Below are 25,445 nucleotides of genomic sequence, written 5' to 3'. Positions count from 1 at the left end.
AGCTGTAGATCGGTTTGGGGTTCGTTACATGCCCTTCACGGCATAGATCCCGGCCGCGTTGCGCCAGTAGCCTTTATAGTCCATGCCGTAACCGAAGATGTAGCGGTCGATGCAAGGCAGGCCGACGAAATCGGCTTTCAGGTCAGGACGCGCTTTGCGGTCGTGGTCCTTGTCGATCAGCACCGCGGTGTGAACAGCGCGCGCGCCGGCATGTTTGCAGAAGTCGATGATCGCGCCGAGGGTGTGACCTTCGTCGAGGATGTCGTCAATGATCAGCACATCGCGATCGATGAACGAGACTTCGGGCTTGGCTTTCCAGAAAAGGTCACCGCCGCTGGTTTCGTTGCGGTAGCGGGTGGCGTGCAGGTAGGACGCTTCCAGCGGGAAATTCAGATGAGTGAGCAGCTTGCCGGCGAAGATCAGGCCACCATTCATGACGCAAAATACCACCGGGTTACGGTCGGCCAGCACGCCATTGATTTGCTCGCCGACGCGGGCGATGGAGGCCTCGACTTCGGCCTCGTTGTAAAGGCAGTCAGCCTCGCGCATGACTTGACGGATATGCTCGAGATCAGCGGACATGACGCTCTCCAAGGGGGCTGTGTAAGGAAAAGCGGGCAAAGGTACGCATCCGCCGACATCAGGGCAAGTGTTTCTGGACTAATGTTGCACTGCCGTTCCAGAAATGTCGGCGCCCGAACCTAACCGTAAGGACAAGTTACAGCTGAATAGATTAATCTAAGCCGTTTTTTTTGCCCGCCCGCTGGAGCCTTTCCCCTATGCCCATTCGTGAGATCCGCCATCCGCTGATCCGCCACAAGCTCGGCCTGATGCGCCGTGCCGACATCAGCACCAAGAATTTTCGTGAACTGGCTCAGGAAGTCGGCGCGCTGCTGACGTACGAAGCGACCAAGGATCTGCCGCTGGAAACCTACGAGATTCAGGGTTGGGCCGGCACGGTTCAGGTCGAGAAGATCGCCGGCAAGAAGATCACCGTGGTGCCCATCCTGCGGGCCGGCATCGGCATGCTTGAAGGCGTCCTCAGCCTGATCCCGGGCGCCAAGGTCAGTGCCGTGGGCGTCGCGCGCAATGAAGAAACCCTCGAAGCCCACACGTATCTGGAAAAGCTCGCTCCCGAGATCGACCAGCGTCTGGCGCTGATCATCGACCCGATGCTCGCCACCGGTTCCTCCATGGTTGCCACCATCGACCTGCTGAAAAAAGCCGGTTGCCGCGACATTCGCGCGATGGTCCTGGTGGCTGCGCCGGAAGGCATCGCCACGGTCGAGAAGGCCCACCCGGACGTCAACATCTATACCGCGTCCATCGATCAGCAACTGAACGAACACGGCTACATCATTCCGGGCCTGGGCGACGCCGGCGACAAGATTTTCGGCACCAAGCAGAAGGACGCCTGATGAAGCCGGATGAGTTCAACGATCCACTCTGGCGCACGATCTTGTCGGGTGCGCAGATGCTGTTCGTGGCATTCGGCGCGCTGGTATTGATGCCACTGATCACTGGCCTCGACCCCAACGTGGCGCTGTTCACGGCGGGTCTGGGCACCTTGTGCTTCCAGGTGGTGACAGGCCGTCAGGTGCCGGTCTTCCTTGCGTCGAGCTTTGCGTTCATTACCCCGATCATCCTCGCCAAGGGCCAGTTCGGTCTTGCTGCGACCATGGGCGGCGTGATGGCAGCGGGCTTTGTCTACACCTTCCTTGGCCTGGCCGTGAAGGTCAAAGGCACCGGTTTTATCGACCGGCTGCTGCCGCCGGTGGTGATTGGCCCGGTGATCATTTCCATCGGTCTGGCGATGGCACCCATTGCCGCCAACATGGCGATGGGCCGGACGGGTGATGGAGCCGCTGAGCTCATCCCATACAACACCGCCATCATCATTTCGATGGCGGCGCTGCTGACGACGTTGATCGTCGCGGTGTTCGGCAAAGGCATCTTTCGCCTGGTGCCGATCATCTCGGGCGTACTGGTGGGTTTTGCGCTGTCGTTCTATTTCGGCGTGGTCGATGTAGCGAAGATCGCCGCCGCACCCTGGCTGGCCTTGCCGCACTTCACGGCGCCGGAATTCAACTGGCAGGCCATCCTGTTCATCGTGCCGGTGGCACTGGCTCCGGCCATCGAGCACATCGGTGGCGTGATTGCAGTGGGCAGCGTGACGGGCCGTGATTATCTGAAGAAGCCCGGCCTGCACCGGACATTGCTGGGTGACGGCATCGCGACCACCGTGGCCGGTGCCTTCGGTGGCCCGCCCAACACCACCTACGCCGAAGTCACCGGCGCGGTGATGCTCACGAAAAACTACAACCCGAAGATCATGACCTGGGCGGCAATCTTCGCCATTACCCTGGCGTTCATTGGCAAGTTCGGCGCGTTGCTGCAGAGCATTCCGGTGCCGGTCATGGGCGGGATTCTGTGCCTGCTGTTCGGCTCGATCGCGGCGGTGGGCATGAACACGCTGATCCGCCACAAGGTTGATCTGGCCGAAGCGCGCAATCTGGTGATCGTGTCCGTCACGCTGGTGTTCGGCATTGGCGGCGTGCTGATCGGCACCGGCAACGGCCCTGATGATTTCGGCATGAAAGGCATCGCGCTGTGCGCCGTCACAGCCATCGTGCTGAACCTGATCCTGCCGGGCAATGACGCGTGGAAGAACAAGCAACTGGATGATCAGCTGCCGTAGTTCGCAAGCGTTATGAAAAGGGGGCATCACTCACGTGATGCCCCCTTTTTTTGGGATTCTGTAGGAGTAGCTTAGATTTGCGGCGTACACCGAAACTGTGGGAGTGAGCTTGCTCACGAAGGCGGCGCATCGGGTTCATCAATGCCGCTTGAACAGACGCATTCGCGAGCAAGGTGGAACGCCACCCCGGTCGCTCCCACGGGGAATGAACACAACACCTAATTTCAGGTTATTACACCACCATCGCCGGTGCCTTTTCGCACAATGTATTCAGCGCCTTAGCCCAGTTCGGGTCGTCGTTGAGGCATGGAATAAGCACCAGCTCCTCGCCCCCGGCTTCCCTGAACACTTCAGCCCCGCGATCACCAATTTCTTCCAGCGTTTCGATGCAGTCCGCGACAAACGCCGGGCACATGACCAGCAGTCGCTTCACGCCTTGAGCAGCAAGCTCCTCCAGATGCGGTTCGGTGTAGGGTTCGATCCACTTGGCGCGGCCCAGGCGCGACTGAAACGACACTGACCACTTGCCATCGGCAATCCCCATCAGCTTGGCGAACTCTGCCGCTGAGCGCATGCACTGCGCGCGGTAGCAGACCGCCAGGACCTCGGGCGACGCTGTTTCGCAGCAGTTGCCGCTTTTGAAACAGTGATTGCCCGTCGGGTCGAGCTTGGTGAGATGCCGCTCGGGCAAGCCGTGAAAACTCAGCAACAGATGATCGTATTCCTGCTGCAAATGCGGTCGCACACTGGCCACCAACGCGTCGAGGTATTCCTGCTGATTGAAGAACGGTGTCAGCAGCGAGAAGTCGAAATTCAACTTTTTGTCACTGACGACACGTTTGGCTTCTTCAATCACCGTGGTCACTGTGCTGTCGGCGAACTGTGGATACAGCGGCGCCAGGGTGACCTTTTTGATGCCCTGGGCTGCCAGGCGCGTGAGCACGGTCTCGATCGACGGCTCGCCGTAACGCATCGCCAGTTCGACCGGGCCGTGTTTCCATTCCTTGACCATGGCCTGCTGAAGTCGCTTGCTCAGCACCACCAGCGGCGAACCCTCGTCCCACCAGATTGACGCGTACGCATGGGCCGACTGCTCCGGGCGCTTGATCAGAATCAGCGAGACGATCAAGCGACGTACTGGCCACGGCACGTCAATAACGTAAGGGTCCATCAGGAACTGATTGAGGTAGCGGCGCACGTCAGCGACCGACGTGGACGCCGGTGAGCCCAGGTTAACCAGCAATAAAGCGTGATCGGTCATGCAACACCTTGATGTCAGTGGCGGCCCAGAAGATTTTCCAGGGCTGCGCGCAGATCAGTGAATCGGAAAGTGAAACCCGCCGCTTGCAGACGGTCTGGCCGAGCGCGTTGACCGCCCAGCAGCAGGATTGACAGCTCGCCCAGCAATAAGCGAAGTGCTACGGCCGGCATCGGCATGAATGATGGTCGGTGCAGCACGGACGCAAGCGTCTTGGCAAAATCCCGATTGCGAGCCGGTGAAGGCGCGCAGGCATTATATGGACCTCGTGCGTCATCCCGGTTCATCAGAAAATCAATCAGGGCGATTTGATCCTCGATGTGAACCCACGGCATCCACTGGCGTCCGTTGCCGATCGGCCCGCCCATGCCCATCTTGAAGGGCGGCAGCAGGCGTTGCAGCATGCCGCCTTCGTCGGCCAACACCAGACCGGTGCGCACCAGCACCACGCGAATGCCCAGCGTTTCTGCACGTTGCGCGGTTTCTTCCCAGGCAATGCACAGGCGACTGGCGAAATCCTCGCTGACCGGTTGCGCGTCTTCGTCGAGTTCGCGCTCACCGCCATCGCCATACCAACCTACGGCGGAACCGGAAATCAACACGCCGGGTTTCTGCTCGCGGCGTTCAAGCCAGGTGAGCAATTGCTCGGTGAGGGTAATGCGACTGTCCCACAGCAGTATTTTCCGTTTGCGGGTCCACGGGCGATCCGCGATGGGCGCGCCGGCCAGATTGACCACCGCATCGACGTGCTGACTGCCGATGTCATCGAAGTGTGCAATCCCGCGAACACTGGCGCCGCATAGCCGCTCCACTTCCTCGGGTTTGCGACTCAAAACCGTCAGTTGATGGCCCTGCGCGAGCCAGTGTTTACACAAACGACGCCCTATCAAGCCTGTACCGCCGGTCAGCAAGATGTGCATGACTGAGTTCCTTACGTGGCGTTCATCGCAATTGCGGAGTCTATTTCTTCACAAGCCATGAGCTCGTGCGCGGAATGATCACTCAACTTTAGGTCAAGTTACGGCGCTCCACTCCACCGCTGTTCTTTAGGACAGCCCGATCGTGCAGTTGAACGATTGCAGCAAAGCGTCAGACTTGTCAGCGAGCCCTTGGAAGTCCGCGTCCTGCCTCTGCAGGGCGACAACTTATACCGAAAAACGGCATTGTACAGCTTTTGCCCGAGGCGTAGTCTGTGCAGACAAGGTAACGAGGCCCCTATGACTGTCCCCATCGCAATCATCGGTACCGGCATCGCCGGACTCTCCGCCGCCCAGGCGCTGCAAGCCGCCGGGCATAGCATTCATCTCTTCGACAAGAGCCGCGGCAGTGGCGGCCGCATGTCCAGCAAACGCAGCGATGCCGGCGCACTGGACATGGGTGCGCAGTACTTCACCGCCCGCGATCGCCGCTTTGCCGCCGCCGTGCAGCAGTGGCAGGCCGAGGGCTACGTGGCCGAGTGGAAGCCGCTGCTTTACAACTTTCATGGTGGAAAACTCAGCCTGTCGCCCGATGAGCAAGTGCGCTGGGTCGGCGCGCCGCGCATGAGTGCAATCACCCGGGCCATGCTCGGCGACCTGCCGGTGACCTTTTCCTGCCGCATCACCGAAGTCTTTCGTGGCGAACAACACTGGAATCTGCTGGATGCCGACGGCCAAAGCCATGGCCCGTTCAGTCATGTCGTCATCGCCATTCCCGCGCCCCAGGCCACTACCCTGCTGGCCGACGCACCGAAACTGGCAAGCGTTGTGGCGGGCGTGAAAATGGAGCCGACCTGGGCCGTCGCGCTGGCCTTCGACACCCCGCTGGATACGCCACTTGAAGGCTGCTTCGTGCAGGACAGCGCCATCGACTGGCTGGCCCGCAACCGCAGCAAGCCCGGACGCGACAGCCAGATGGATACGTGGATTTTGCACGCCACCAGCGCCTGGAGCCGTCAGCATGTCGACATGCCCAAGGAGGACGTCATCGATCAGTTGCACGGCGCATTTGCCGAGCTGATGAATTGCGCAATGCCGGCCCCGGCGTTCACCCTCGCCCACCGCTGGCTGTACGCTAGACCGGCTGGCGGGCGCGAAGTCGGCGCGTTGTCGGATGCGGATCTGGGCCTTTACGTCTGCGGCGACTGGTGCCTGTCAGGCCGTGTCGAGGGCGCATGGCTGAGCGGCCAGGAAGCCGCACGGCGTTTGCTGGAACACCTCAAATGAATCGACTCAATCCGCGCAAGCTGCTGCTGTCGAAGTGGACGGCAGCATCCCCTCAACATCGTGAGAAGCACTTTCTGGTCACCGAACTTTTTTGTGATGAAGAAGGCACAGTGCTGGAGATTGAGCTGCAGGCGGTGATGACCAAACGCAGCCAGAAGCTGCCCTGGCAGACGCTGCAAAATGACCAGAGCTGGAAGATGGGCTGGAAATAATCCCCTCCAAATCGTCCCACCACCCCGCAATTGCAGCTAAATCCCCGCATCTTGTCGTTTCATTCCGCGATCTTGTACAAATTATTTGACTTGCACTGCCACAAACCTATCATGGGCAAATGTTGTACAGAGAAACGAATCTGTATAAGAAGTCCATCGAGGGTTTGTCCATGTCTGCTGTACTCGATCATTCATCAGATCAAGCCTCCAAACCCAAGTTGGGCGTCAGCGCCTGCCTGATGGGTGTGGAGGTCAGGTTCAACGGCGGGCATAAGGAATCTCACCTTCTGACCCGAGCCCTCACTGAATATTTCGATTTCGTGCCCGCGTGCCCCGAAGTCGCCATCGGCATGGGCATTCCTCGCGAAGCCATCCGTTTGGTGGGTGACCCGGAGCATCCCCAAGCGGTCGGCAGTGTTCACCACGCCATGAACGTGACCGAGCAACTGGCTGATTACGGCGAACACATGGCCACCGAGATGTCCGACATCTGCGGCTACATCTTCATGCAGAAATCGCCGTCGTGCGGCCTGGAGCGCGTGAAGGTTTACCGCGACAACGGCGTGCCGTTTGAAACCGGCGGACGCGGCATTTATGCCCAGGCGTTTTGCGCGCGTCACCCTGATCTGCCGGTGGAAGAAGACGGTCGCTTGAACGATCCGGTCCTGCGGGAGAACTTCATTACCCGTGTGTTTGCCTATGCCGCCTGGCAGACGCTGCTGAAAAACGGCATCACTCGCCGCGCGCTTACCGAGTTTCATGCCCGCTATAAATACCAGCTGATGGCCAACGACCCCATCCAGTACAAGACGCTGGGGAATCTGCTGGGCACCATGGGCCGAAATGACCCGGCCGAGATCGCCCCGCGCTATTTCAGTCAGCTGATGAGCGCGCTCAAGAAACCGGCGACACGGCGCACCCATACCAACGTCTTGCAGCATCTGTGCGGCTATCTGCGCCAGACACTCAGTGCGTCCGACAAGAAAGAAATCCAGGGCCTCATCAATCAGTACCACCAGGGCATCGTGCCGCTGGTTGTACCGCTGACGCTGCTCAAACACCATTTCCGTCGACACCCCGACCCGTACATTGCACTGCAGGTGTACCTGCAGCCGCATCCGGAAAACCTCAGTCTGCGCAACGCGATTTGACCATGACCCCTAATGAGCAACAACCGCCGGAAGGCGACCCGCAGGACCCCGCGAGCGCGTTTGAAAACGGCTGGCTGCCGATTCGCGAAATCGCCCGCCTGACTGGCGTAAACGCTGTGACATTGCGCGCCTGGGAACGCCGCTACGGCCTCATCGTTCCCCACCGCACGCCAAAGGGCCACCGGCTCTACAGCCACGAGCATGTCGACCGCGTGCTGACCATTCTTACGTGGCTGAACCGCGGCGTGTCGGTCAGTCAGGTCAAGCAACTGATCGACGATCAGCAGGCGCCCGCGCCGAGTGTCGAGAACGATTGGGACATTCTTCGCCAGACCCTTCAGGACGCCATCGGCGCCCTGGCCGAGCGACGCCTGGATGATTCGCTCAACCGCGCGATGTCGCTGTATCCACCGCGCACGCTCTGTGAACAACTGTTACTGCCTTTGCTGGCGTCCCTCGAGCAGCGCTGGCAAGGCCAGTTCGGCGCGCAGCTGGAGCGGGTGTTTTTCTACTCGTGGCTGCGCAGCAAGTTCGGCGCCCGGCTGTATCACAACAATCGTCAGGTCAGCGGCGCGCCCTTGCTGCTGGTCAACCAGTCCGATCTGCCGCTCGAACCGCATTTGTGGCTGACCGCGTGGCTGCTCAGCAGTGCCGATTGCCCGGTTGAAGTGTTCGACTGGCCTTTGCCCGCCGGCGAACTCGCCCTGGCCTGCGAATACCTCAAGCCACGCGCAGTGCTGTTGTATTCCAGCAAATCACTGAATGTCGGCCACTTGCCTCGTCTGCTGCACAACATCGAGTGCCCGAAGTTGATCGTCGGGCCCGCGGTGCGCATTCATTCGACGGAATTATCCGCAGCCGAGGCTGAAGTCTCCGGCCTCTCCCTCGCCGAAGACCCTTTGACCGCCCAGGCCGCGTTGCAGCGGCTGGGGCTTCTCTAAGGAATAACCATGCAATTGATATGGCTGCGCAGCGATCTGCGTGTGCACGACAACACCGCGCTGAGCGCTGCCATGGAGCAGGGCCCGACTCTGGCCGTGTACATGATCAGCCCGGGCCAGTGGCAGAGCCATGACGATGCCCCATGCAAAGTCGATTTCTGGCTGCGCAACCTCCGCGAATTGAGCAAGGCACTTGCGGCGCTGAACGTCCCTCTGCTGATGGTCCAGGCAGACACGTGGGCGCAGGCACCCAAGGCGATCCTTACCTTGTGTCAGCAACACGGGGTCGACAGCGTGCACGTCAACGACGAGTACGGCATCAACGAGACCAAACGTGATCGTGAGGTGGAGAGCGCACTCGACGGCGCGGGCATTCTGTTTCATCGCCACCTCGACCAGCTGTTTTTTCAGCCGGGCAGCGTGCTGACCAAAAGCGGCGGTTACTTCAAGGTCTTCACGCAATTTCGCAAGGTCTGTTACGCCCGCTTGCATTACTCCATGCCAGCGCTGGTTGCATTGCCCAAGGCACAGCAGAAGCTGTCCATCAAAAGCGATGTCGTGCCGGACGCGGTCAAGGGTTTCGCCGCGCCGACCGAAAGCCTGCGCTCCCTCTGGCCTGCCGGTGAGGACGAGGCGCGTGATCGCCTGCACAACTTCACCGACGAGCAAGTGCATTACTACGATCAAGAGCGCGACTTTCCTGCCAAGCCTGGCACCAGCCAGCTGTCTGCGTACCTGGCGGCCGGTGTGATTTCGCCCCGCCAGTGTCTGCATTCGGCGCTGCGCAGCAACAATGGGGAGTTTGAAACCGGCAATTCGGGTTCGGTGACATGGATCAACGAGCTGCTCTGGCGTGAGTTCTACAAGCATGTGCTCGTAGGCTTTCCCCGTGTCTCCCGTCATCGCGCCTTCCGGCCGGAAACCGAAGCGCTGAAATGGCGCCATTCGCCGGAGGATCTGGAAGCCTGGCAACAGGGCCGTACGGGTCTGCCGATTGTCGATGCAGCCATGCGTCAGTTACTTGAAACCGGCTGGATGCACAATCGCCTGCGGATGATCTCGGCGATGTTCCTGACCAAGAATCTGCTGATCGACTGGCGTGAAGGTGAACGCTATTTCATGCAGCACCTGATCGACGGCGATCTCGCGTCGAACAATGGCGGCTGGCAATGGAGTTCATCAACCGGCACCGACGCGTCGCCTTACTTCCGGATCTTCAATCCGCAAAGTCAGTCGGAGCGCTTTGACCCGGAAGGTCGATTCATCAAGCAGTGGGTGCCTGAACTGGCCGAGTTGAACAAGCGCGACATCCATAACCCCACCGCGCAGGGCGGGCTGTTCGGGGTGGAAAGTTACCCCGCGCCCATCGTCGATTTGAAAGCCAGCCGCGAACGCGCGCTGCAAGCGTTCAAGTCGCTGCCCCAGCGCAAGGCCGAGACGCAGGAGAATGGGTGAGCATTCGTCACACCGGTTAGCCGTCCGCTGCGCGGTGATTTAAACTGCCGCCCATGACGACTGTGATCCCTTCGCTTCAACTCCCTGCCGAACCCGCTATCACGTGTTCCACCTGTGCGGCCTGCTGCTGTCAGCTGGAAGTCATGCTGATCACCGACACCGGCGTGCCCGAGCGTTACATTGACACCGATGACTGGGGCGGCGAAGTCATGCTGCGCCTGGACGATGGATGGTGCGCAGCGCTGGATCGCGACACGATGATGTGCACGATCTACGACCGTCGGCCGTTGATTTGCAGGGAATTCGAAATGGGTGCGCCGGAGTGCATTGCCGAAAGAGAAGGGATTGCGACGGCCTATTTGTGATGGTCGCGACAAACAGGAAGCCTGGGGGTTGATGTTCGCCTGCACCAGCCGCGTTGGCTGATACATTCCCGGCTAAAGCCGGTCCTACGAGGTGATTTTTCAGTAGGACCGGCCTCAGCCGGGAAGAAGCGGGTGGTACGTTGCAGGTGCGGTTAAACCGCTCGCGCAATACGCAATCAAACGCTTAGAACGGCATCGTGTAGTGAATCGCGTAGCTCTCGATACCGTCGTTGTTGGTGGTCATGCCGCCGTTGGAGTAGTGAGTGGCGCGCAGGCCAACTTCATGTCCGCCGGCGAAGCGCAGACCAAAACCCAGACGGTCTTCAAACTGGAACGCGCTGCCCAGTTTGTTACCTTCCACTTCGGTGCGCTGGAATACAGCGGCGCCGATACCGGCCTCAATGTACGGCTTGACGCTCTCACCCGAGAACTCATAAACGAATACCGGGGAAAAAGACAGGCTGTTATTACTGGAATTCTTGTCGCCTTCCCAGTATGTATAGGCACCGCTCCAGTAGCCGGTCAGGCGACCAACACCGGTTTGCCACCAGCTTTTATCCCAATCAAACTGCGCGCCCAGACGATAAGTCATGGTGGATTCGCCAGTCTGTCCTACGGAAAACTCGACCCCATCAGCTTGTGCAATTGCGCTTTGCCCCAACAAAGCAGCCGCAATCGCAGCCAAACAAAACAGTCGCTTCATCTGAAACATCCTATTTTCGAAAGCAGTTAGAAATTTTTTATATCGACAGAAGTGCTGTAGAAGCCGGCGGCTGAACTTTAGTTCACCCACAGACGAAGCGATTCACGTTTTTTTCACGAAACGAAGCTTCGCACATTGTCGGAGTTGTTACAAAGCACGCGTAGGACGTTTCTGAAATCTTCTGGATCGCCGGTCGTCCAGAACTGGGCAGTCCGAGGATGACCGCTCGCCAGCAGCTCGCGCTCACCCAATAACCGCTGCAACTGCCGGGCTACAGCGGCGCCGGTATCGATGAGCGTAATGGACGCCGGGATCATTTCCCGCAGCAACGGCTTGAGAAACGGGTAATGGGTGCAGCCCAGAATGATGGTGTCGCAGCCCGCGGCGAGTAGCGGCGCGACGTAACCCTGCAGCAGCTGGCGAATCGTTGGGCTGACCAGATCGCCCGTCTCGATCAACTCGACCAGTCCCGGACAAGGCTGCGTGATGACGTGCACGTCTGCCGCGAAGCGATCGAGCAATGCGGCAAACTTGGCGCTTTGCAAGGTGCCCGTGGTCGCCAGCACACCCACGACACCGGTTCGTGTCGCTGCGGCCGCAGGTTTGACCGCCGGCTCCATTCCCACCAGCGGCCAGTCAGGATAGCGGGCGCGCAAGTCAGCGATGCCCGCCACCGTCGCCGTATTGCAGGCGATCACCAGCGCCTTGGCGCGCTGAAGCTGGAAGAACTCGGCAATCGTCGCGCAACGTTCGCGAATGAATTCGGGGGTTTTCTCGCCGTAGGGGATGTGGCCGCAGTCGGCGACGTAGAGCAACGATTCCCGTGGCAGCAACTGCTGTATTTCCGCCAGCACCGACAACCCGCCGACGCCGGAATCGAACACCGCCACCGGGGCATCGCTGTCTCTATTCATGCTCGGCGGCAGCTCGGAGCCCGGTACCGCAGACGCTGCAGCCAGGATCGCGTTTGACTTTCAATTCGCGGAATCGCGTGCTCATGGCATCGATCAGCAGCAGTCGCCCCACCATTGGTTCGCCAAAGCCGGCCAGCAGCTTGAGGGCCTCAAGGGCCTGCAAACTGCCCACCAACCCTACCAACGGGCCGATCACGCCGGCTTCGCTGCAGGTCAGTTCGGTCTCGCTGCCGTGCCCGTACAGGCAGTGGTAGCAAGGACTCTCCGGACGGCGCGGGTCGAATACCGACAGTTGCGCTTCGAGGCGGATCGCAGCGCCGCTGACCAATGGCTTGCACGCGGCGACGCAGGCCGCATTGACCGCCTCGCGCGTCGAGAAATTGTCCGAGCAGTCCAGGACCAGATCGACCCCGGCAACGGCTGCCGCCAGTGAGTCGACATCAAGGGCCGCGCGATGGGCGACCAGTGTGATCTGTGGATTGATGGCGGTCAGCCGGGTGATGGCTGAATCGACTTTGCTTAAGCCCACGCTCGGGGTGTCATGAATGATCTGGCGTTGCAGGTTGGTCAGATCGACGCTGTCGAAATCCGCCAGATGCAACTCTCCAACGCCGGCCGCCGCCAGGTACAACGCTGCCGGCGAACCCAGTCCGCCGAGGCCGACGATCAGCACGCGGCTCTGCTTGAGGCGCAGTTGACCGTCGATGTCGACTTGTTGCAGAAGGATCTGCCGGCTGTAGCGCAGCAGCTCCTCGTCCGTCAGCACGGCACCCGCCCGAAGGTGATGCGTTCGTGGTCGCCCAGATCGCGGCGGGTCTTGATCTCTTCGAACCCGTGCTCAAGCAACAGCTCGCGCACTGCTGCGCCTTGATCGTAGCCATGCTCCAGCAACAGCCAGCCACCGGCTTCAAGGTGCGCGGGCGCTTGCGACACAATCAGACGTAGATCATCCAGGCCATCGGTGCCGGAGACCAGCGCGCTGCTTGGCTCGAAGCGCACGTCACCTTCGACCAGGTGCGGGTCGTTGGAGGCAATATAAGGCGGGTTGCTTAGGATCAGGTCAAAACGCTGACCCTCGACAGCACTGAACCAGTGGCTGTGCAGGACCTTGGCGTTATCGAGGTGCAGGCGCTGACGATTGCGCTCGGCAAGCTCGACCGCCTCTTCAACGCGATCCACCGCCGTGACGTTCCACTGCGGACGATCCTTGGCCAGCGACAGCGCGATGGCGCCGGTGCCAGTGCCGAGATCGAGCAGCGTGTGGGGAATCGCACCGGGCAAAAGCTCCAGCGCGGTTTCCACCAGCATCTCGGTTTCAGGCCGCGGGATCAGCGTATGGGGCGCGACTTCCAGGTCGATATTCCAGAACCCTTGCAGGCCCAGGATGTACGCGACGGGTTCGCCGGTCCGTCGACGCTTGAGATAGCCGTCGAAGGCATGCGCCGCTTCGGTGCTGACAATACGCTCGGGCCAGGTGTGGAGAAAACTGCGCGGCTTGCCCAGGGCAGCGGCCAGCAACAATTCTGCATCCAGACGCGCTGTCGGAGAGTCCGGCAGCTCGGCGCTTCTTAACAAGCTGGCGATGATGGTCATTTAATCACCCAGTGCCGCAAGTTGATCTGCCTGATACTCGGCAAGTAACGGTTCTATCACTGCATCGACCCCGCCGGCCAGAACTTCATCAAGGGAATAGAGCGTCAGGTTCACGCGGTGATCCGTGACTCGCCCCTGTGGAAAATTGTATGTACGAATGCGTTCCGAGCGATCCCCGGAACCTACCAGCAATTTGCGCTCGCTGGCGATAGCGTTGGCCGCCGCAGCGGTCTGCTGATCGTTGAGCTTGGCCGACAGCCAGGACATCGCCCGCGCGCGGTTTTTGTGCTGCGACCGTTCTTCCTGACACTCCACCACGATGCCGGACGGCAAGTGCGTGATGCGGATGGCCGAATCGGTCTTATTGACGTGCTGACCACCGGCGCCGGATGAGCGATAGGTGTCAACGCGCAAGTCGGACGGGTTGATCTCGATGGTCTGCTGTTCGTCAGGCTCTGGCAACACCGCCACCGTACACGCGGAGGTGTGAATTCGGCCCTGGGATTCGGTTTCCGGGACGCGCTGAACACGATGCACACCCGACTCGAATTTCAGCTTGCCGTAGACATGCTCGCCTTCGACCCGCGCGATGACTTCCTTGTAGCCGCCATGTTCGCCTATGTTCTCGGACAGGATCTCGACACGCCATCCACGTCGCTCGGCATAGCGGGAATACATGCGGAACAGGTCGCCGGCGAAAATCGCTGCTTCGTCGCCGCCGGTGCCGGCGCGGATTTCCAGAAACACGTTGCGGCCATCGTTCGGGTCTTTGGGCAGCAGCATTTTCTGCAGATCAGCCTCAAGCACCAGCAACTGATCCTTGGCATCGCGCACCTCTTCGACTGCCATTTCGCGCATGTCGGGATCGCTGTCCTTGAGCAGCGCCTGCGCGCCTTCGAGGTCGGCCTGCACTTTCTGCAGTTGCCGGTACACCTGAATCACGGGCTCGACTTCGGCGTACTCGCGGGAGTACGCGCGAAATTTGGTTTGATCAGAGATGACTTCGCCATCGCCGAGCAGCGCGGTCAATTCCTCGAAACGGTCGCTGAGCACGTCCAGCTTATTAAGCAGTGAAGCTTTCATTGCGGGGATTTATCCGTGGAGCCCTCGTTGAGGGCAAAGAGTTCCTGGGCCATGGCCAGCGCATCGACGCGGCCTTCAGCGGACAGCTTTTTGAGTTGCACGCTGGGGGCGTGCATCAATTTATTCGTCAGGCCTCGTGCCAGCGCCATCAACACGTCTTCGGCGTTGCTGCCATTGGCGAGCATGCGCTGGGCCTTCTGCAGTTCTTCGTCACGCAGGCGTTCGCTCTGCTGACGATACGCCTTGAGCACGTCGACCGCCGCCAGTTCGCGCAGCCGCGACATGAAATCGTCGACGCCCACGCTGACCAGTTCTTCGGCCGCCTGCGCCGCGCCCTGACGGCTCTTGAGGTTTTCGGCGACGACTTCGTGCAGATCGTCCACGGTATAGAGGTAGACGTCGTCGAGCTCGCCGACCTCAGGCTCGATGTCGCGCGGCACGGCGATGTCGACCATGAAGATCGGCTTGTGCTTGCGCAGTTTCAGCGCACTTTCAACGGCGCCCTTGCCCAGAATCGGCAACTGGCTGGCCGTGGAACTGATGACAATGTCGCTGTTGACCAGCTCGGCCGGAATGTCGGCCAACAGCACCGCGTGGGCACCGAACTGCTCGGCGAGAATGTTCGCGCGTTCGAGGGTGCGGTTGGCAACGACGATACGCTTGACCCCGAGATCGTGCAGGTGACGCGCGACCAGAGTGATGGTCTCCCCTGCCCCGATCAGCAACGCCTGACTGCGCTGCAGGTCGCTGAAAATCTGCTTGGCCAGGCTGACGGCGGCAAAAGCGACGGAGACCGGGTTCTCGCCGATGGCTGTGTCGGTGCGCACCTGCTTGGCAGCGCTGAAGGTGGCCTGAAACAGTCGCCCGAGCAACGGCCCAACCGTGCCGGCCTCCCGCGCCACGGCATACGCCGATTTCATCTGGCCAAGGATCTGCGGCTCGCCGAGCACCAGCGAATCCAGCCCCGACGCCACGCGCATCATGTGCCGCACCGCCGCGTCGTCTTCATGCACATAGGCACTGGCGCGCAGCTCATCGACATTCAGGTGGTGATAATCCGCCAGCCAGCGCAACACGGCTTCGGCGGTCAGCTGATCCTGCTCGATATACAGTTCGCTGCGATTGCAGGTGGAGAGAATGGCCGCTTCCCGGCTTCGGGTCAGGCGGCAAAGCTGCTGCAGCGCCTCAACCAGCTGTTCAGGCGTAAATGCCACGCGCTCGCGGACATCGACTGATGCAGTCTTATGGTTGATACCCAGAGCAAGAAAGGCCATTCAAGGTCGCTGATGGTGACGTGAAGCCGGCAATTGTCCTACTTCGATAGAGGGAGGACAACCACCGCAATACATTCAGAACGTCCGCAGCCCGCTATTGTCCCTATACAGATTGCGTATCACCGCGTCCGGCCTGCGGACAAAATGTCCGCGCGCAGGCTGTAGATTGAGCGTATCCAGATTTCGCGCGGGCTGTGGGTTTGCTCCCGGCCTTGTGTCATGATGCTTCCAAACCGCAGGTAAGCCGCCCCTCTTCTATATGAATAAATCCTCCGCGCTGTTCCTTGCCCTTGTCGCTCTGAGTGGCTGCCAGTCTACGGCCTCCGTTTCTACGGAGCCCTCCGCTCCGGCGAAAGAAGCGCCGCCCGCACCCGATGCCAAACCTCAGGTGTACGGCTCGTTTACTCAGGAAACCGTCGTCAGCCTGCTGACAGCCGAACTTGCCGGCCAGCGCAACCGTTTCGACATCGCGCTGGACAACTATGTGACCCAGGCGATTCAGACACAGGATCCAGGGATTTCCGAGCGTGCCTTCCGCATCGCCGAGTATCTGGGCGCCGATCAGGCGGCCCTCGACACATCGATGATCTGGGCGAAAAACGATCCGAGCAATCTCGAGGCACAGCGCGCGGCAGCGATCCAGCTGGCGCGGGCCGGGCGCTACGACGACTCCATGCGCTATATGGAGAAAGTCCTTCAGGGACAGGGCGATACGCATTTTGATTTTCTCGCGCTGTCGGCGTCGGAAACCGATTCCAATACGCGCAAAGGGCTGATCACCAGCTTTGATCGCCTGCTGATGAAGTACCCGAAAAACGGCCAGCTGATCTTCGGCAAGGCGTTGCTCCTTCAGCAGGAAGGCGACAGTGCCGCCTCCCTGAAACTGCTCGAAGACAACCCGCCGGGCGAAGGCGAAGTGGCGCCGATCCTGCTGCGTGCTCGCTTGCTGCAAAGCATGGACCGCGGCAAGGAAGCGATCCCGCTGCTGGAAAAAAGCATCAAGAAATACCCGGACGACAAGCGTCTGCGCCTGACTTATGCGCGCATGCTGGTGGAACAGAACCGCATGGAAGACGCCAAAGTGCAGTTCTCCAGCCTGGTTCAGCAGTACCCGGATGACGACGAGTTGCGCTATTCCCTTGCCCTCGTGTGCCTGGAAAACAAGGCATGGGACGAAGCGCAGGGTTACCTCGAAGACCTCGTCGCCCGCGGCAGTCACGTCGACTCAGCCCACGTCAACCTCGGTCGCATTTACGAAGAGCGCAGCGACCCACAGACGGCGCTGGCCGAATACGCTCAGGTGGGCCCCGGCAATGACTTCCTGCCTGCGCAACTGCGTCAGGCCGATATCCTCATGAGCAACGGCAACAGCGCCGAAGCCTCGAAGCGGCTGGCTCAGGCCCGCGCCGACCAACCCGACTACGCCATTCAGCTGTTTCTGGTCGAAGCCGAGACCCTGGCCAACAACAACCAGAGTGATCGCGCCTGGCAAGTGTTGAGCCAGGCGCTCAAGCAGTACCCGGACGATCTGAATCTGCTCTACACCCGCTCGATGCTGGCGGAGAAGCGCAACGATCTGAAACAGATGGAGAGCGACCTTCGGGCGATTCTCAAACGCGAGCCGGATAACGCCATGGCGCTGAACGCGCTGGGCTACACGCTCTCGGATCGTACGACGCGCTACGCCGAAGCCAGGGAACTGATCGAGCGCGCGCACAAGATCAATCCGGAAGACCCGGCGGTGCTCGACAGCCTCGGCTGGGTCAATTACCGCCTGGGCAATCTGGATGAGGCCGAACGTCTGCTGCGCCAGGCGCTGGAGCGTTTTCCGGACCACGAAGTCGCTGCGCACTTGGGCGAAGTCCTCTGGGCCAAAGGCGAGCAGCGTGAAGCCCGCAAAGTGTGGGCCAAGGCCCTTGAACAACAACCTGACAGCCCGGTCCTGCGCAGCACCATCAAACGCCTGACCGGCGCCGAGACTCTTTGAATTTATGCAATTGCGCCACGTACTCGTATTCAGTCTGATCGCCCTGCTCGCTGGCTGTGCCGGCATGTCCTCCCGCGAAGCCGTACAAGGCAAGGGCGACGCCAATCAATGGCGTGCGAACAAGGAACAACTCAGCAGCCTTGATGGCTGGCAGATCAACGGCAAGGTTGGCATCCGCGCACCAAAGGATTCCGGCAGCGGCACCCTGTTCTGGCTGCAACGCCAGGATTACTACGACATTCGCTTGTCCGGCCCGCTGGGTCGCGGTGCTGCCCGCTTGACCGGTCGCCCTGGCGCAGTCTCACTGGAAGTGGCCAATCAGGGCCGCTACGAAGCGCCGGATCCGGAAACCCTGCTCAAGGACCAATTGGGCTGGAAACTGCCGGTGTCCCATCTGGTCTGGTGGGTGCGCGGCTTGCCCGCCCCGGACAGTAAAAGCAGCCTGACGCTCGACGGTGACAGTCGCTTGTCCAGCCTGGCGCAGGATGGCTGGCAGATCGAATACCTGAGCTACACCCAGCAGAACGGTTTCTGGTTGCCTGAACGCATGAAGCTGCACGGGCAGGACCTGGACGTCACGCTGGTCATCAAGGACTGGCAACCACGCAAACTGGGGCAATGAGCATGTCGCAACCACGACTGACACTGCCCGCCCCTGCCAAACTGAATCTGATGCTGCACATCACCGGGCGCCGCGCTGACGGTTATCACGAACTGCAGACGCTGTTTCAGTTTCTCGATTACGGCGACGAGCTCAGTTTCGCGCTTCGGAATGATGGAGAGGTGCGCCTTCAGACGGAAATCGCCGACGTCCCCCACGACAGTAATCTGATCGTCAGAGCGGCTCGCGCCCTCAAAGAGCAATCCGGTTGCTCGCTTGGCGTTGATATCTGGCTGAAAAAAGTCCTGCCCATGGGTGGCGGCATTGGCGGCGGAAGCTCCGATGCGGCAACGACATTGCTCGGCCTGAATCATCTCTGGCAGCTTGGCTGGGATGAAGATCGGCTAGCGGCGCTGGGCCTCAAGCTTGGGGCAGACGTGCCGGTTTTCGTGCGTGGACATGCCGCTTTTGCGGAGGGCATCGGCGAGATACTGACCCCCGTAACCCCCGAAGAACCTTGGTATCTGGTGCTGGTGCCGCAAGTATCTGTAAGTACAGCAGAAATTTTTTCAGATCCGCTGTTGACACGTGACACTCCGCCCATTAAAGTGCGCCCCGTTCCCAAGGGAAACAGTCGAAACGACTGCTTACCGGTTGTAACAAGGCGGTATCCAGAAGTTGGTAACGCCTTGAATTTGTTAGGTAAATTTACCGAAGCAAAATTAACCGGAACTGGAAGTTGTGTGTTTGGGGCCTTCCCAAGCAAAGCTGAAGCTGATAAAGTCTCGGCCCTTCTTACAGAGACCCTTACGGGGTTTGTAGCAAAAGGCGCAAACATCTCGATGTTGCACCGGAAGTTACAAACGCTGCTCTAAAAGGAACCGAGTGCCAGGCACTCGTGCAACAGATACAGGGGCGTCGCCAAGCGGTAAGGCAGCAGGTTTTGATCCTGCCATGCGTTGGTTCGAATCCAGCCGCCCCTGCCATTTTCCTATAGTCATCCAGGCATACCCTAAGCCTCCAGGTACTGCGCGTGTCCAAGATGATGGTCTTTACGGGGAACGCCAACCCCGATCTGGCTCGGCGTGTCGTACGTCAGCTGCATATCCCTCTCGGTGACATCTCTGTTGGAAAGTTTTCCGACGGTGAGATTACCGCTGAGATCAATGAAAACGTTCGCGGTAAAGACGTCTTCATTATCCAGCCGACCTGCGCTCCGACCAACGATAACCTGATGGAACTTGTCGTGATGGCTGACGCCTTCCGTCGCTCCTCGGCTACTCGTATCACTGCTGTAATTCCTTACTTTGGTTATGCCCGCCAGGATCGCCGTCCGCGTTCCGCTCGTGTGGCTATCAGCGCTAAAGTGGTTGCGGACATGCTCACCGTCGTCGGTATCGACCGTGTGCTGACTGTCGACCTGCACGCCGACCAGATTCAAGGCTTCTTCGATATTCCGGTAGATAACATCTACGGCTCCCCGGTTCTGGTGGATGACATCGAAGACCAACGCTTCGAAAACCTGATGATTGTCTCCCCGGATATCGGCGGCGTCGTGCGTGCACGTGCTGTTGCCAAGTCCCTGGGCGTCGATCTGGGCATCATCGACAAGCGCCGCGAGAAGGCCAACCACTCCGAAGTGATGCACATCATCGGTGATGTCGAAGGCCGTACCTGTATTCTCGTCGACGACATGGTCGATACCGCCGGCACCTTGTGCCACGCGGCCAAGGCGCTGAAAGAACACGGCGCTGCCAAGGTTTTCGCGTATTGCACACACCCTGTTCTGTCGGGCCGTGCAATCGAGAACATCGAAAATTCCGTGCTGGACGAACTGGTGGTGACGAACACCATCCCGTTGTCCGCTGCAGCACAGGCCTGTGACCGTATCCGTCAACTGGATATCGCACCGGTAGTCGCTGAGGCGATGCGTCGCATCAGCAATGAAGAATCGATCAGCGCGATGTTCCGATAAGGGCCCTGCCCTGCCGAACCATCCGTTGACGAAAAGCGCCCCGCCCCGACACTCAATGCCGGGGCGGGGCTTTTTTGCCCATACCGTGTCTGGCGCTGGTCGCAAACGCCGCTCGGTCATGGCTATATTGGAGATGCAAAATGAACGAATTTACTCTGAACGCCCAAGCGCGTACTGACCTGGGGAAAGGTGCGAGCCGCCGCCTGCGTCGTCTCGCCGCCTCCGTCCCAGCCGTTGTTTACGGTGGTGGCCAGGAAGCAACTTCGATCACCATCGAAGCCAAAGAACTGGCAAAAATGTTCGAAAACGAAGCTGCCTACAGCCACGTTATCGAGCTGAACATTGCTGGCGCCAAGCAGAACGTCATCGTTAAAGCGATGCAGCGTCACCCTGCCAAGCAGTTCATCATGCACGCTGACTTCATCCGCGTCGTGGCTGGCCAGAAACTGACCGCTATCGTTCCAGTGCACTTCATCAACGAAGAAGCACCGGTCAAGAAAGGCGGCGAGATCTCGCACACCACCACCGAGCTGGAAGTGACCTGCCTGCCGAAAGACCTGCCTGAGTTCATCGAAGTTGACCTGGGCGCTCTGGAAATCGGCGACAACGTTCACCTGTCCGACGTTAAAGCACCTAAAGGTGTTGAATTCGTTGCTCTGGCGCACGGCAAGGACCTGGACATCGCTAACGTCCACGCTCCTCGCATCGTCCAGGACGAAGAAGAAGGCACCGCAGAAGGCGAAGCAGAGTAATTATTACTCGCTAGCCGGTTGAACCCGTGATGATGCTCGCCATCATCACACTCGACCCAAGGAAGAGCCCCTGACGTGACCGCCATCCAACTGATCGTCGGCCTGGGAAATCCAGGCCCCGAATACGAACAGACCCGGCATAACGCAGGGGCTCTTTTCGTTGAGCGCATTGCCAGCGCACAGCGTGTCAATCTGACCGCTGACCGCAAATATTTCGGCCTGACGGCTAAATTCAGTCATCAGGGCCAAGACGTTCGTCTGCTGATCCCCACCACCTACATGAACCGCAGCGGCCAGTCCGTGGCAGCTCTGGCGGGTTTCTTTCGGATTCCTCCGCAAGCCATTCTGGTGGCCCACGACGAACTCGACCTGCCTCCGGGCGTCGCCAAACTCAAACTGGGTGGCGGGCACGGCGGGCATAACGGGTTGCGCGACATTATTGCGCAGCTCGGCAACCAGAACGGCTTCCACCGCCTGCGGCTTGGCATCGGCCACCCGGGCGACGCCAGTCTGGTGTCCAACTTCGTCCTGGGTCGAGCGCCACGCGCCGAGCAGGAAAAGCTGGATGCCAGCATCGACTTTGCCCTCGGCGTGCTGCCGGATGTACTCGCTGGCGACTTCGCCAAGGCGATGCGCGTCCTGCACAGCCAGAAGGCCTGACATCACTCGAGGGGAAACACCATGGGATTCAACTGCGGCATCGTCGGCCTGCCCAACGTCGGCAAGTCCACCCTGTTCAACGCCCTGACCAAATCCGGTATCGCGGCGGAGAACTTTCCCTTCTGCACCATCGAACCGAACACAGGCATCGTGCCCATGCCGGACCCGCGCCTGCAGGCCCTGGCCGACATCGTCAACCCGAAGCGCATCCTGCCGACCACCATGGAGTTCGTCGACATCGCCGGGCTGGTAGCCGGTGCATCCAAAGGTGAAGGCCTGGGCAACAAGTTCCTCGCCAATATCCGCGAGACCGACGCCATTGCTCACGTGGTGCGCTGCTTCGAAGACGAGAACGTGATTCACGTCTCCAACAGCGTCGACCCGAAGCGCGACATCGAGATCATCGACCTGGAACTGATTTTTGCTGACCTCGACAGCTGCGAGAAGCAACTGCAGAAAGTCACGCGCAATGCCAAGGGCGGCGACAAGGACGCAGTGGTCCAGAAAGGCCTGCTGGAGCAACTCATCGCTCACTTCACGCTGGGCAAACCCGCGCGCAGCCTGATGAAGAGCATGAGCGCCGATGAGAAAGCCGTCATCAAGGGCTTCCATCTGCTGACCACCAAACCGGTCATGTACATCGCCAACGTCGCTGAAGACGGTTTCGAGAACAACCCGCACCTTGACGTGGTTCGCGCGATCGCCGAAGAAGAAGGCGCCATGCTGGTGCCGGTCTGCAACAAGATCGAAGCGGAAATCGCCGAACTCGACGACGGCGAAGAAAAGGACATGTTCCTGGAGGCTCTGGGCCTTGAAGAACCTGGTCTGAACCGCGTGATCCGTGCCGGATACGAAATGCTGCACCTGCAGACCTACTTCACTGCCGGCGTCGAAGAAGTGCGTGCATGGACAGTCCGTGTCGGCGCCACCGCGCCACAGGCCGCCGGCGTGATCCACACCGACTTCGAAAAAGGCTTCATCCGCGCCGAGTGCGTCGCCTACAACGACTTCATCCAGTACAAGGGTGAAGCCGGTGCCAAGGAAGCGGGCAAATGGCGTCTGGAAGGTAAGGATTACATCGTCAAGGACGGCGACGTTCTGCACTTCCGCTTCAACGTCTAACGCCCTCGTGGACCTCCACGAACCTCGTTGAACGTCAAAGCCCGCGTATCACTCAGTGATCCGCGGGCTTTGTGGTTTTAGTGCAACTCAGACAATCGGCTGCGCTACGCGAAACAGCAGCACCACGCCTTCGCGCTTCAGCGTGACCTCGCGAAAGTGCGTCCGCAAATGCGCTTCGAAGCCGGCCTGAGTGTCCCCGCTATTTCCGAAAATGCCTTTCTTGTTGTAGACCGCCATCAGCTTGCGACCGAAGCCGTTGTGCCCCGCCTCGTCCCCTAGAATCGTTGCGCCAAACAAAACGCCGTCCGGGTTCAGGTTGTGCTTGAGCTGAGCGAAGATCGCCGCCTTGGCATCCGTCGGGCCTGGCAGGCAGTGCAGCAGGTAAAACAGCGATATCGAGTCGAAGCGTTCGTTGCCCGGGATCGGCGTCATTACGTCATGCTGAAGGGTGTGCGTGTCTGGCCGGCCGATCCTGCTTTTAGCGGCGGCGAGGCTGCTTGGATTGAGGTCCATGAGGGTGATGCGGGTGTTCGGCGGCAGCTTGGCTTTCGCCAGGTAATAACCCGTGCCGACGCCGATATCCAGATGGTGGGCACGCACACTGGCGCGGAAGAACGGCAAAAGCACCTCATCGGTTGGGCAGCGCCAGGCATACCGATTGGAAATGCCCAACACCCAGGCGTCGTACAACGCTAACGTCAGGGGCGAATAAACCGCCGCACCTGCGGCACTGCTGTCGGTCATGGAGAAATCCCCTACGGCGATGGGTATCAGAAGACGATGAGAAGGCGACGAATCTTATACGTCGCCAGCCGTTCCTCTTTCAACCCACGGCGCAGGGTGCGGCATGATGGCGCGCATGCAATCGCGGGCCGATCACCCTCACGCTTCGCCTGCGCGGCTTACCCCAACCGGAATCTCGCGGTGTTGTCGCTCAAGGCCCGGCTGCCTTTGGTCAGGGTGTCTGCGGCATGATTTACCGCACGCGCACCGTCAAGCAAGCGGCCAGCGGCCTGATCCACCTGCTGAATATTGCCGCTAACCTCGTCCGCCGTCGCGGCCTGCTCTTCGACTGCGGTGGCGATCTGCGCCAGCGTGTCAGTAACGATCTGCACCGCGCTGGCGATCTCTTCCAGCCGCTCGCCCAAGCCGGTCACCGACTGCGCGTCACTCACCGCCTGACCACACGCCGCCTCCATCAGGCTAACGGCCTGGCTGACGGTCGACCGCAGGCTGTCCACGGTCCCGGCAATTTGCGCGGTGGAAGCCTGTGTCCGCTGGGACAAACTGCGCACCTCGTCAGCGACCACGGCGAAGCCACGGCCTTGCTCGCCCGCACGCGCCGCTTCAATGGCAGCATTGAGCGCCAGCAGGTTGGTCTGTTCGGCGATGCCGCGAATGGTGTCCACCACGGACTGGATCTGCTGCCCCTGCTCGCTGACCTTGCTCAACGCATTAGCAGTGTCGGTCAACTTCTGGTTCAGTTGCTGAATACTCGCCGTGGTGCGCTGACTGTCGCGGCTGCTGTCTTCGGCGATGCGTCGGGTGGCCTGGGCGCTGCCGGATGCGGCTTCGCAACTGCGGGCAACCCCCATGGACGTCGCGGCCAGCTCGGTGGCCGCAGCGGCGATCTGGCTGATCTGCTGTTGTTGATCTTCCACTTCGTTGAGCGTGCTGCCGGACTGCGCGTTGAGGGTCAGCACCGCAGAACCCAGTTGCTGGGTTTCGTGGTTGACACCCAAGAGACTGGTGCGCAGTTGCACCACCGCGACGTTGAGGGCAGTGCTGATGGCTGCGAGTTCGTCACGTCCCTGAACGGCGACCTCAACGCACAAATTGCCGTCACGGAGCGACTCGGCAAGGGTCGTGATGCCCTTTGCGCTGCGCTGGATCGATGCCTGGAGGCACATGAAGAGATACAGCGCCGCGAGCGCTAGAATGCTGAAAATAGCAGCGATCGGCACGAACTGCAGAGTGGACTGCTCATGGTAATAATCGAGCCGGCTGGTCAATGATGAGAGCGATTGCTTGCGTAAGGCCGCCAATCCATCGCTGACACCGTCGACGCTGCGCTCGAACGCAGCAGGGTCGAGCTTGATGCTGCCGCCGAACACGCCGTCGTCGAGCACTTTCAATTCGTTATCAAGGCGCTGAAGACTGTCTTCATACTGACGCGTCCAGACCTCCATGCCCGGGTACGCTTTCGATTTCAGCGAGCTCACGGCTTTGACCAGTTGATCACGGGCGTCACCGATGCGACTGCGCAGATCGCGCATCTGAAGACGGCTCTGCAGCGAGAACTGCCCTGATGCGATCGACGACTGGCCGATACTCGCCATCCGCCCTACTCGCTCGACCAGTTCCGGCGCCTGCTGTGTGGCGATTTGCATCAGCAAGTAGGTTTCAAGCCAGGGATCAAGGATCAAGCCGCTGTCCATGGCGATCTGTTCACGCAGACTCTGCAGCGCCGTAAGGGCAGAGGTAAAACGATCGTAGC

Annotated in this window: 26 protein-coding genes and 1 tRNA gene; 16 read left to right on the top strand and 11 right to left on the bottom strand. The window is 60.1% G+C overall.

The window, feature by feature from the left end; translation table 11 throughout:
- Positions 1-24: 24 nt before the first annotated feature.
- Positions 25-582: a hypoxanthine-guanine phosphoribosyltransferase gene (locus SLW74_RS06080; RefSeq protein WP_037018287.1), complete on the bottom strand. Its 558-nt coding sequence runs from the start codon at positions 580-582 to the stop codon at positions 25-27.
- A gap of 197 nt (positions 583-779) precedes the next feature.
- On the opposite strand from SLW74_RS06080, the gene upp reads away from it, so the two are divergent.
- Both upp and SLW74_RS06070 read left to right on the top strand, forming a co-directional pair.
- A complete protein-coding gene (upp, locus tag SLW74_RS06075; RefSeq protein ID WP_065991794.1) occupies positions 780-1,418 on the top strand; it encodes a uracil phosphoribosyltransferase in 639 nt (212 codons plus the stop codon).
- Positions 1,418-2,698, top strand: a complete 1,281-nt coding sequence (locus tag SLW74_RS06070) for a uracil-xanthine permease family protein (protein ID WP_410928382.1) — start codon at positions 1,418-1,420, stop codon at positions 2,696-2,698. The genes upp and SLW74_RS06070 overlap by 1 nt, the downstream gene beginning before the upstream one ends.
- A gap of 232 nt (positions 2,699-2,930) precedes the next feature.
- On the opposite strand, the gene hemH is transcribed toward SLW74_RS06070, so the two are convergent.
- Together hemH and SLW74_RS06060 are read right to left on the bottom strand one after the other, a co-directional pair.
- Entirely contained in the window at positions 2,931-3,959 is a 1,029-nt protein-coding gene (gene hemH / locus SLW74_RS06065) for a ferrochelatase (protein WP_192132547.1), read from the bottom strand.
- Positions 3,960-3,973: 14 nt separating this feature from the next.
- A complete protein-coding gene (locus SLW74_RS06060) occupies positions 3,974-4,876 on the bottom strand; it encodes a TIGR01777 family oxidoreductase (RefSeq protein ID WP_410928381.1) in 903 nt (300 codons plus the stop codon).
- A 297-nt stretch (positions 4,877-5,173) separates the two neighbouring features.
- Here SLW74_RS06060 and SLW74_RS06055 point away from each other — a divergent pair, with 297 nt between their 5' ends.
- The 6 genes from SLW74_RS06055 (at position 5,174) to SLW74_RS06030 (ending at position 10,284) form a co-directional block, all read left to right on the top strand.
- Positions 5,174-6,160, top strand: a complete 987-nt coding sequence (locus SLW74_RS06055; RefSeq protein WP_410928380.1) for an NAD(P)/FAD-dependent oxidoreductase — start codon at positions 5,174-5,176, stop codon at positions 6,158-6,160.
- Entirely contained in the window at positions 6,157-6,372 is a 216-nt protein-coding gene (locus tag SLW74_RS06050; protein ID WP_065991789.1) for a TIGR02450 family Trp-rich protein, read from the top strand. Before SLW74_RS06055 ends, SLW74_RS06050 begins: the two co-directional genes overlap by 4 nt.
- Before the next feature lie 170 nt (positions 6,373-6,542).
- A complete protein-coding gene (locus SLW74_RS06045; protein ID WP_065991788.1) occupies positions 6,543-7,523 on the top strand; it encodes a 2-thiouracil desulfurase family protein in 981 nt (326 codons plus the stop codon).
- Positions 7,524-7,525: 2 nt separating this feature from the next.
- Positions 7,526-8,464, top strand: coding sequence for a MerR family transcriptional regulator (locus SLW74_RS06040; protein ID WP_296306606.1), 939 nt, complete (start codon positions 7,526-7,528; stop codon positions 8,462-8,464).
- A 9-nt stretch (positions 8,465-8,473) separates the two neighbouring features.
- Positions 8,474-9,919, top strand: coding sequence for a deoxyribodipyrimidine photo-lyase (gene phrB / locus SLW74_RS06035; RefSeq protein ID WP_410928379.1), 1,446 nt, complete (start codon positions 8,474-8,476; stop codon positions 9,917-9,919).
- A 53-nt stretch (positions 9,920-9,972) separates the two neighbouring features.
- Positions 9,973-10,284 (top strand): YkgJ family cysteine cluster protein, encoded by a 312-nt coding sequence (locus SLW74_RS06030; protein WP_074883972.1) that lies wholly within the window; start codon positions 9,973-9,975, stop codon positions 10,282-10,284.
- 184 nt (positions 10,285-10,468) lie between these two features.
- Here SLW74_RS06030 and SLW74_RS06025 read toward each other — a convergent pair whose 3' ends face one another.
- The 6 genes from SLW74_RS06025 to hemA form a co-directional block, all read right to left on the bottom strand.
- Positions 10,469-10,987 carry an acyloxyacyl hydrolase gene (locus SLW74_RS06025; RefSeq protein WP_065991785.1) on the bottom strand — a complete coding sequence of 173 codons (519 nt, stop codon included), beginning with the start codon at positions 10,985-10,987 and terminating at the stop codon, positions 10,469-10,471.
- 113 nt (positions 10,988-11,100) lie between these two features.
- Entirely contained in the window at positions 11,101-11,901 is an 801-nt protein-coding gene (gene murI, locus SLW74_RS06020) for a glutamate racemase (RefSeq protein WP_065991784.1), read from the bottom strand.
- Positions 11,894-12,667, bottom strand: coding sequence for a molybdopterin-synthase adenylyltransferase MoeB (locus SLW74_RS06015; RefSeq protein WP_065991783.1), 774 nt, complete (start codon positions 12,665-12,667; stop codon positions 11,894-11,896). Before SLW74_RS06015 ends, murI begins: the two co-directional genes overlap by 8 nt.
- Positions 12,661-13,494 carry a peptide chain release factor N(5)-glutamine methyltransferase gene (gene prmC / locus SLW74_RS06010; protein WP_065991782.1) on the bottom strand — a complete coding sequence of 278 codons (834 nt, stop codon included), beginning with the start codon at positions 13,492-13,494 and terminating at the stop codon, positions 12,661-12,663. Before prmC ends, SLW74_RS06015 begins: the two co-directional genes overlap by 7 nt.
- The gene (prfA, locus tag SLW74_RS06005; RefSeq protein ID WP_065991781.1) at positions 13,495-14,577 is read right to left on the bottom strand and encodes a peptide chain release factor 1; all 1,083 of its coding nucleotides are present in this window, start codon (positions 14,575-14,577) and stop codon (positions 13,495-13,497) included.
- Positions 14,574-15,851, bottom strand: a complete 1,278-nt coding sequence (gene hemA, locus SLW74_RS06000; protein WP_065991780.1) for a glutamyl-tRNA reductase — start codon at positions 15,849-15,851, stop codon at positions 14,574-14,576. The genes prfA and hemA overlap by 4 nt, the downstream gene beginning before the upstream one ends.
- Positions 15,852-16,110: 259 nt before the next feature.
- Between hemA and SLW74_RS05995 the strand changes: the two genes are divergently transcribed.
- The 8 genes from SLW74_RS05995 (at position 16,111) to ychF (ending at position 22,948) form a co-directional block, all read left to right on the top strand.
- Complete coding sequence (locus SLW74_RS05995; protein WP_410928378.1) at positions 16,111-17,838, top strand: tetratricopeptide repeat protein; 1,728 nt, start codon at positions 16,111-16,113, stop codon at positions 17,836-17,838.
- A gap of 4 nt (positions 17,839-17,842) precedes the next feature.
- A complete protein-coding gene (lolB, locus tag SLW74_RS05990; protein ID WP_410928377.1) occupies positions 17,843-18,460 on the top strand; it encodes a lipoprotein insertase outer membrane protein LolB in 618 nt (205 codons plus the stop codon).
- A gap of 2 nt (positions 18,461-18,462) precedes the next feature.
- Entirely contained in the window at positions 18,463-19,314 is an 852-nt protein-coding gene (gene ispE / locus SLW74_RS05985) for a 4-(cytidine 5'-diphospho)-2-C-methyl-D-erythritol kinase (RefSeq protein ID WP_192132533.1), read from the top strand.
- A 36-nt stretch (positions 19,315-19,350) separates the two neighbouring features.
- Positions 19,351-19,425, top strand: a tRNA-Gln gene (locus tag SLW74_RS05980).
- 47 nt (positions 19,426-19,472) lie between these two features.
- Complete coding sequence (locus SLW74_RS05975; RefSeq protein ID WP_037018241.1) at positions 19,473-20,414, top strand: ribose-phosphate pyrophosphokinase; 942 nt, start codon at positions 19,473-19,475, stop codon at positions 20,412-20,414.
- 140 nt (positions 20,415-20,554) lie between these two features.
- Entirely contained in the window at positions 20,555-21,166 is a 612-nt protein-coding gene (locus SLW74_RS05970; protein WP_065991778.1) for a 50S ribosomal protein L25/general stress protein Ctc, read from the top strand.
- A gap of 75 nt (positions 21,167-21,241) precedes the next feature.
- Positions 21,242-21,826 (top strand): aminoacyl-tRNA hydrolase, encoded by a 585-nt coding sequence (gene pth, locus SLW74_RS05965; RefSeq protein ID WP_108120616.1) that lies wholly within the window; start codon positions 21,242-21,244, stop codon positions 21,824-21,826.
- A gap of 21 nt (positions 21,827-21,847) precedes the next feature.
- Positions 21,848-22,948 (top strand): redox-regulated ATPase YchF, encoded by a 1,101-nt coding sequence (gene ychF / locus SLW74_RS05960; protein ID WP_065991776.1) that lies wholly within the window; start codon positions 21,848-21,850, stop codon positions 22,946-22,948.
- An 87-nt stretch (positions 22,949-23,035) separates the two neighbouring features.
- Here ychF and SLW74_RS05955 read toward each other — a convergent pair whose 3' ends face one another.
- Both SLW74_RS05955 and SLW74_RS05950 read right to left on the bottom strand, forming a co-directional pair.
- A complete protein-coding gene (locus tag SLW74_RS05955) occupies positions 23,036-23,692 on the bottom strand; it encodes a class I SAM-dependent methyltransferase (RefSeq protein WP_410928376.1) in 657 nt (218 codons plus the stop codon).
- 158 nt (positions 23,693-23,850) lie between these two features.
- The gene (locus SLW74_RS05950) at positions 23,851-24,543 is read right to left on the bottom strand and encodes a methyl-accepting chemotaxis protein (protein WP_410928588.1); all 693 of its coding nucleotides are present in this window, start codon (positions 24,541-24,543) and stop codon (positions 23,851-23,853) included.
- Between the last annotated feature and the right edge of the window lie 902 nt (positions 24,544-25,445).

It is taken from the genome of Pseudomonas sp. W5-36, assembly GCF_046540455.1.
Taxonomy (GTDB): domain Bacteria; phylum Pseudomonadota; class Gammaproteobacteria; order Pseudomonadales; family Pseudomonadaceae; genus Aquipseudomonas; species Aquipseudomonas graminis_B.
The sequence above is the reverse complement of the archived record's forward strand: the minus strand, read 5'-3'. Positions and strand labels throughout refer to the sequence as shown.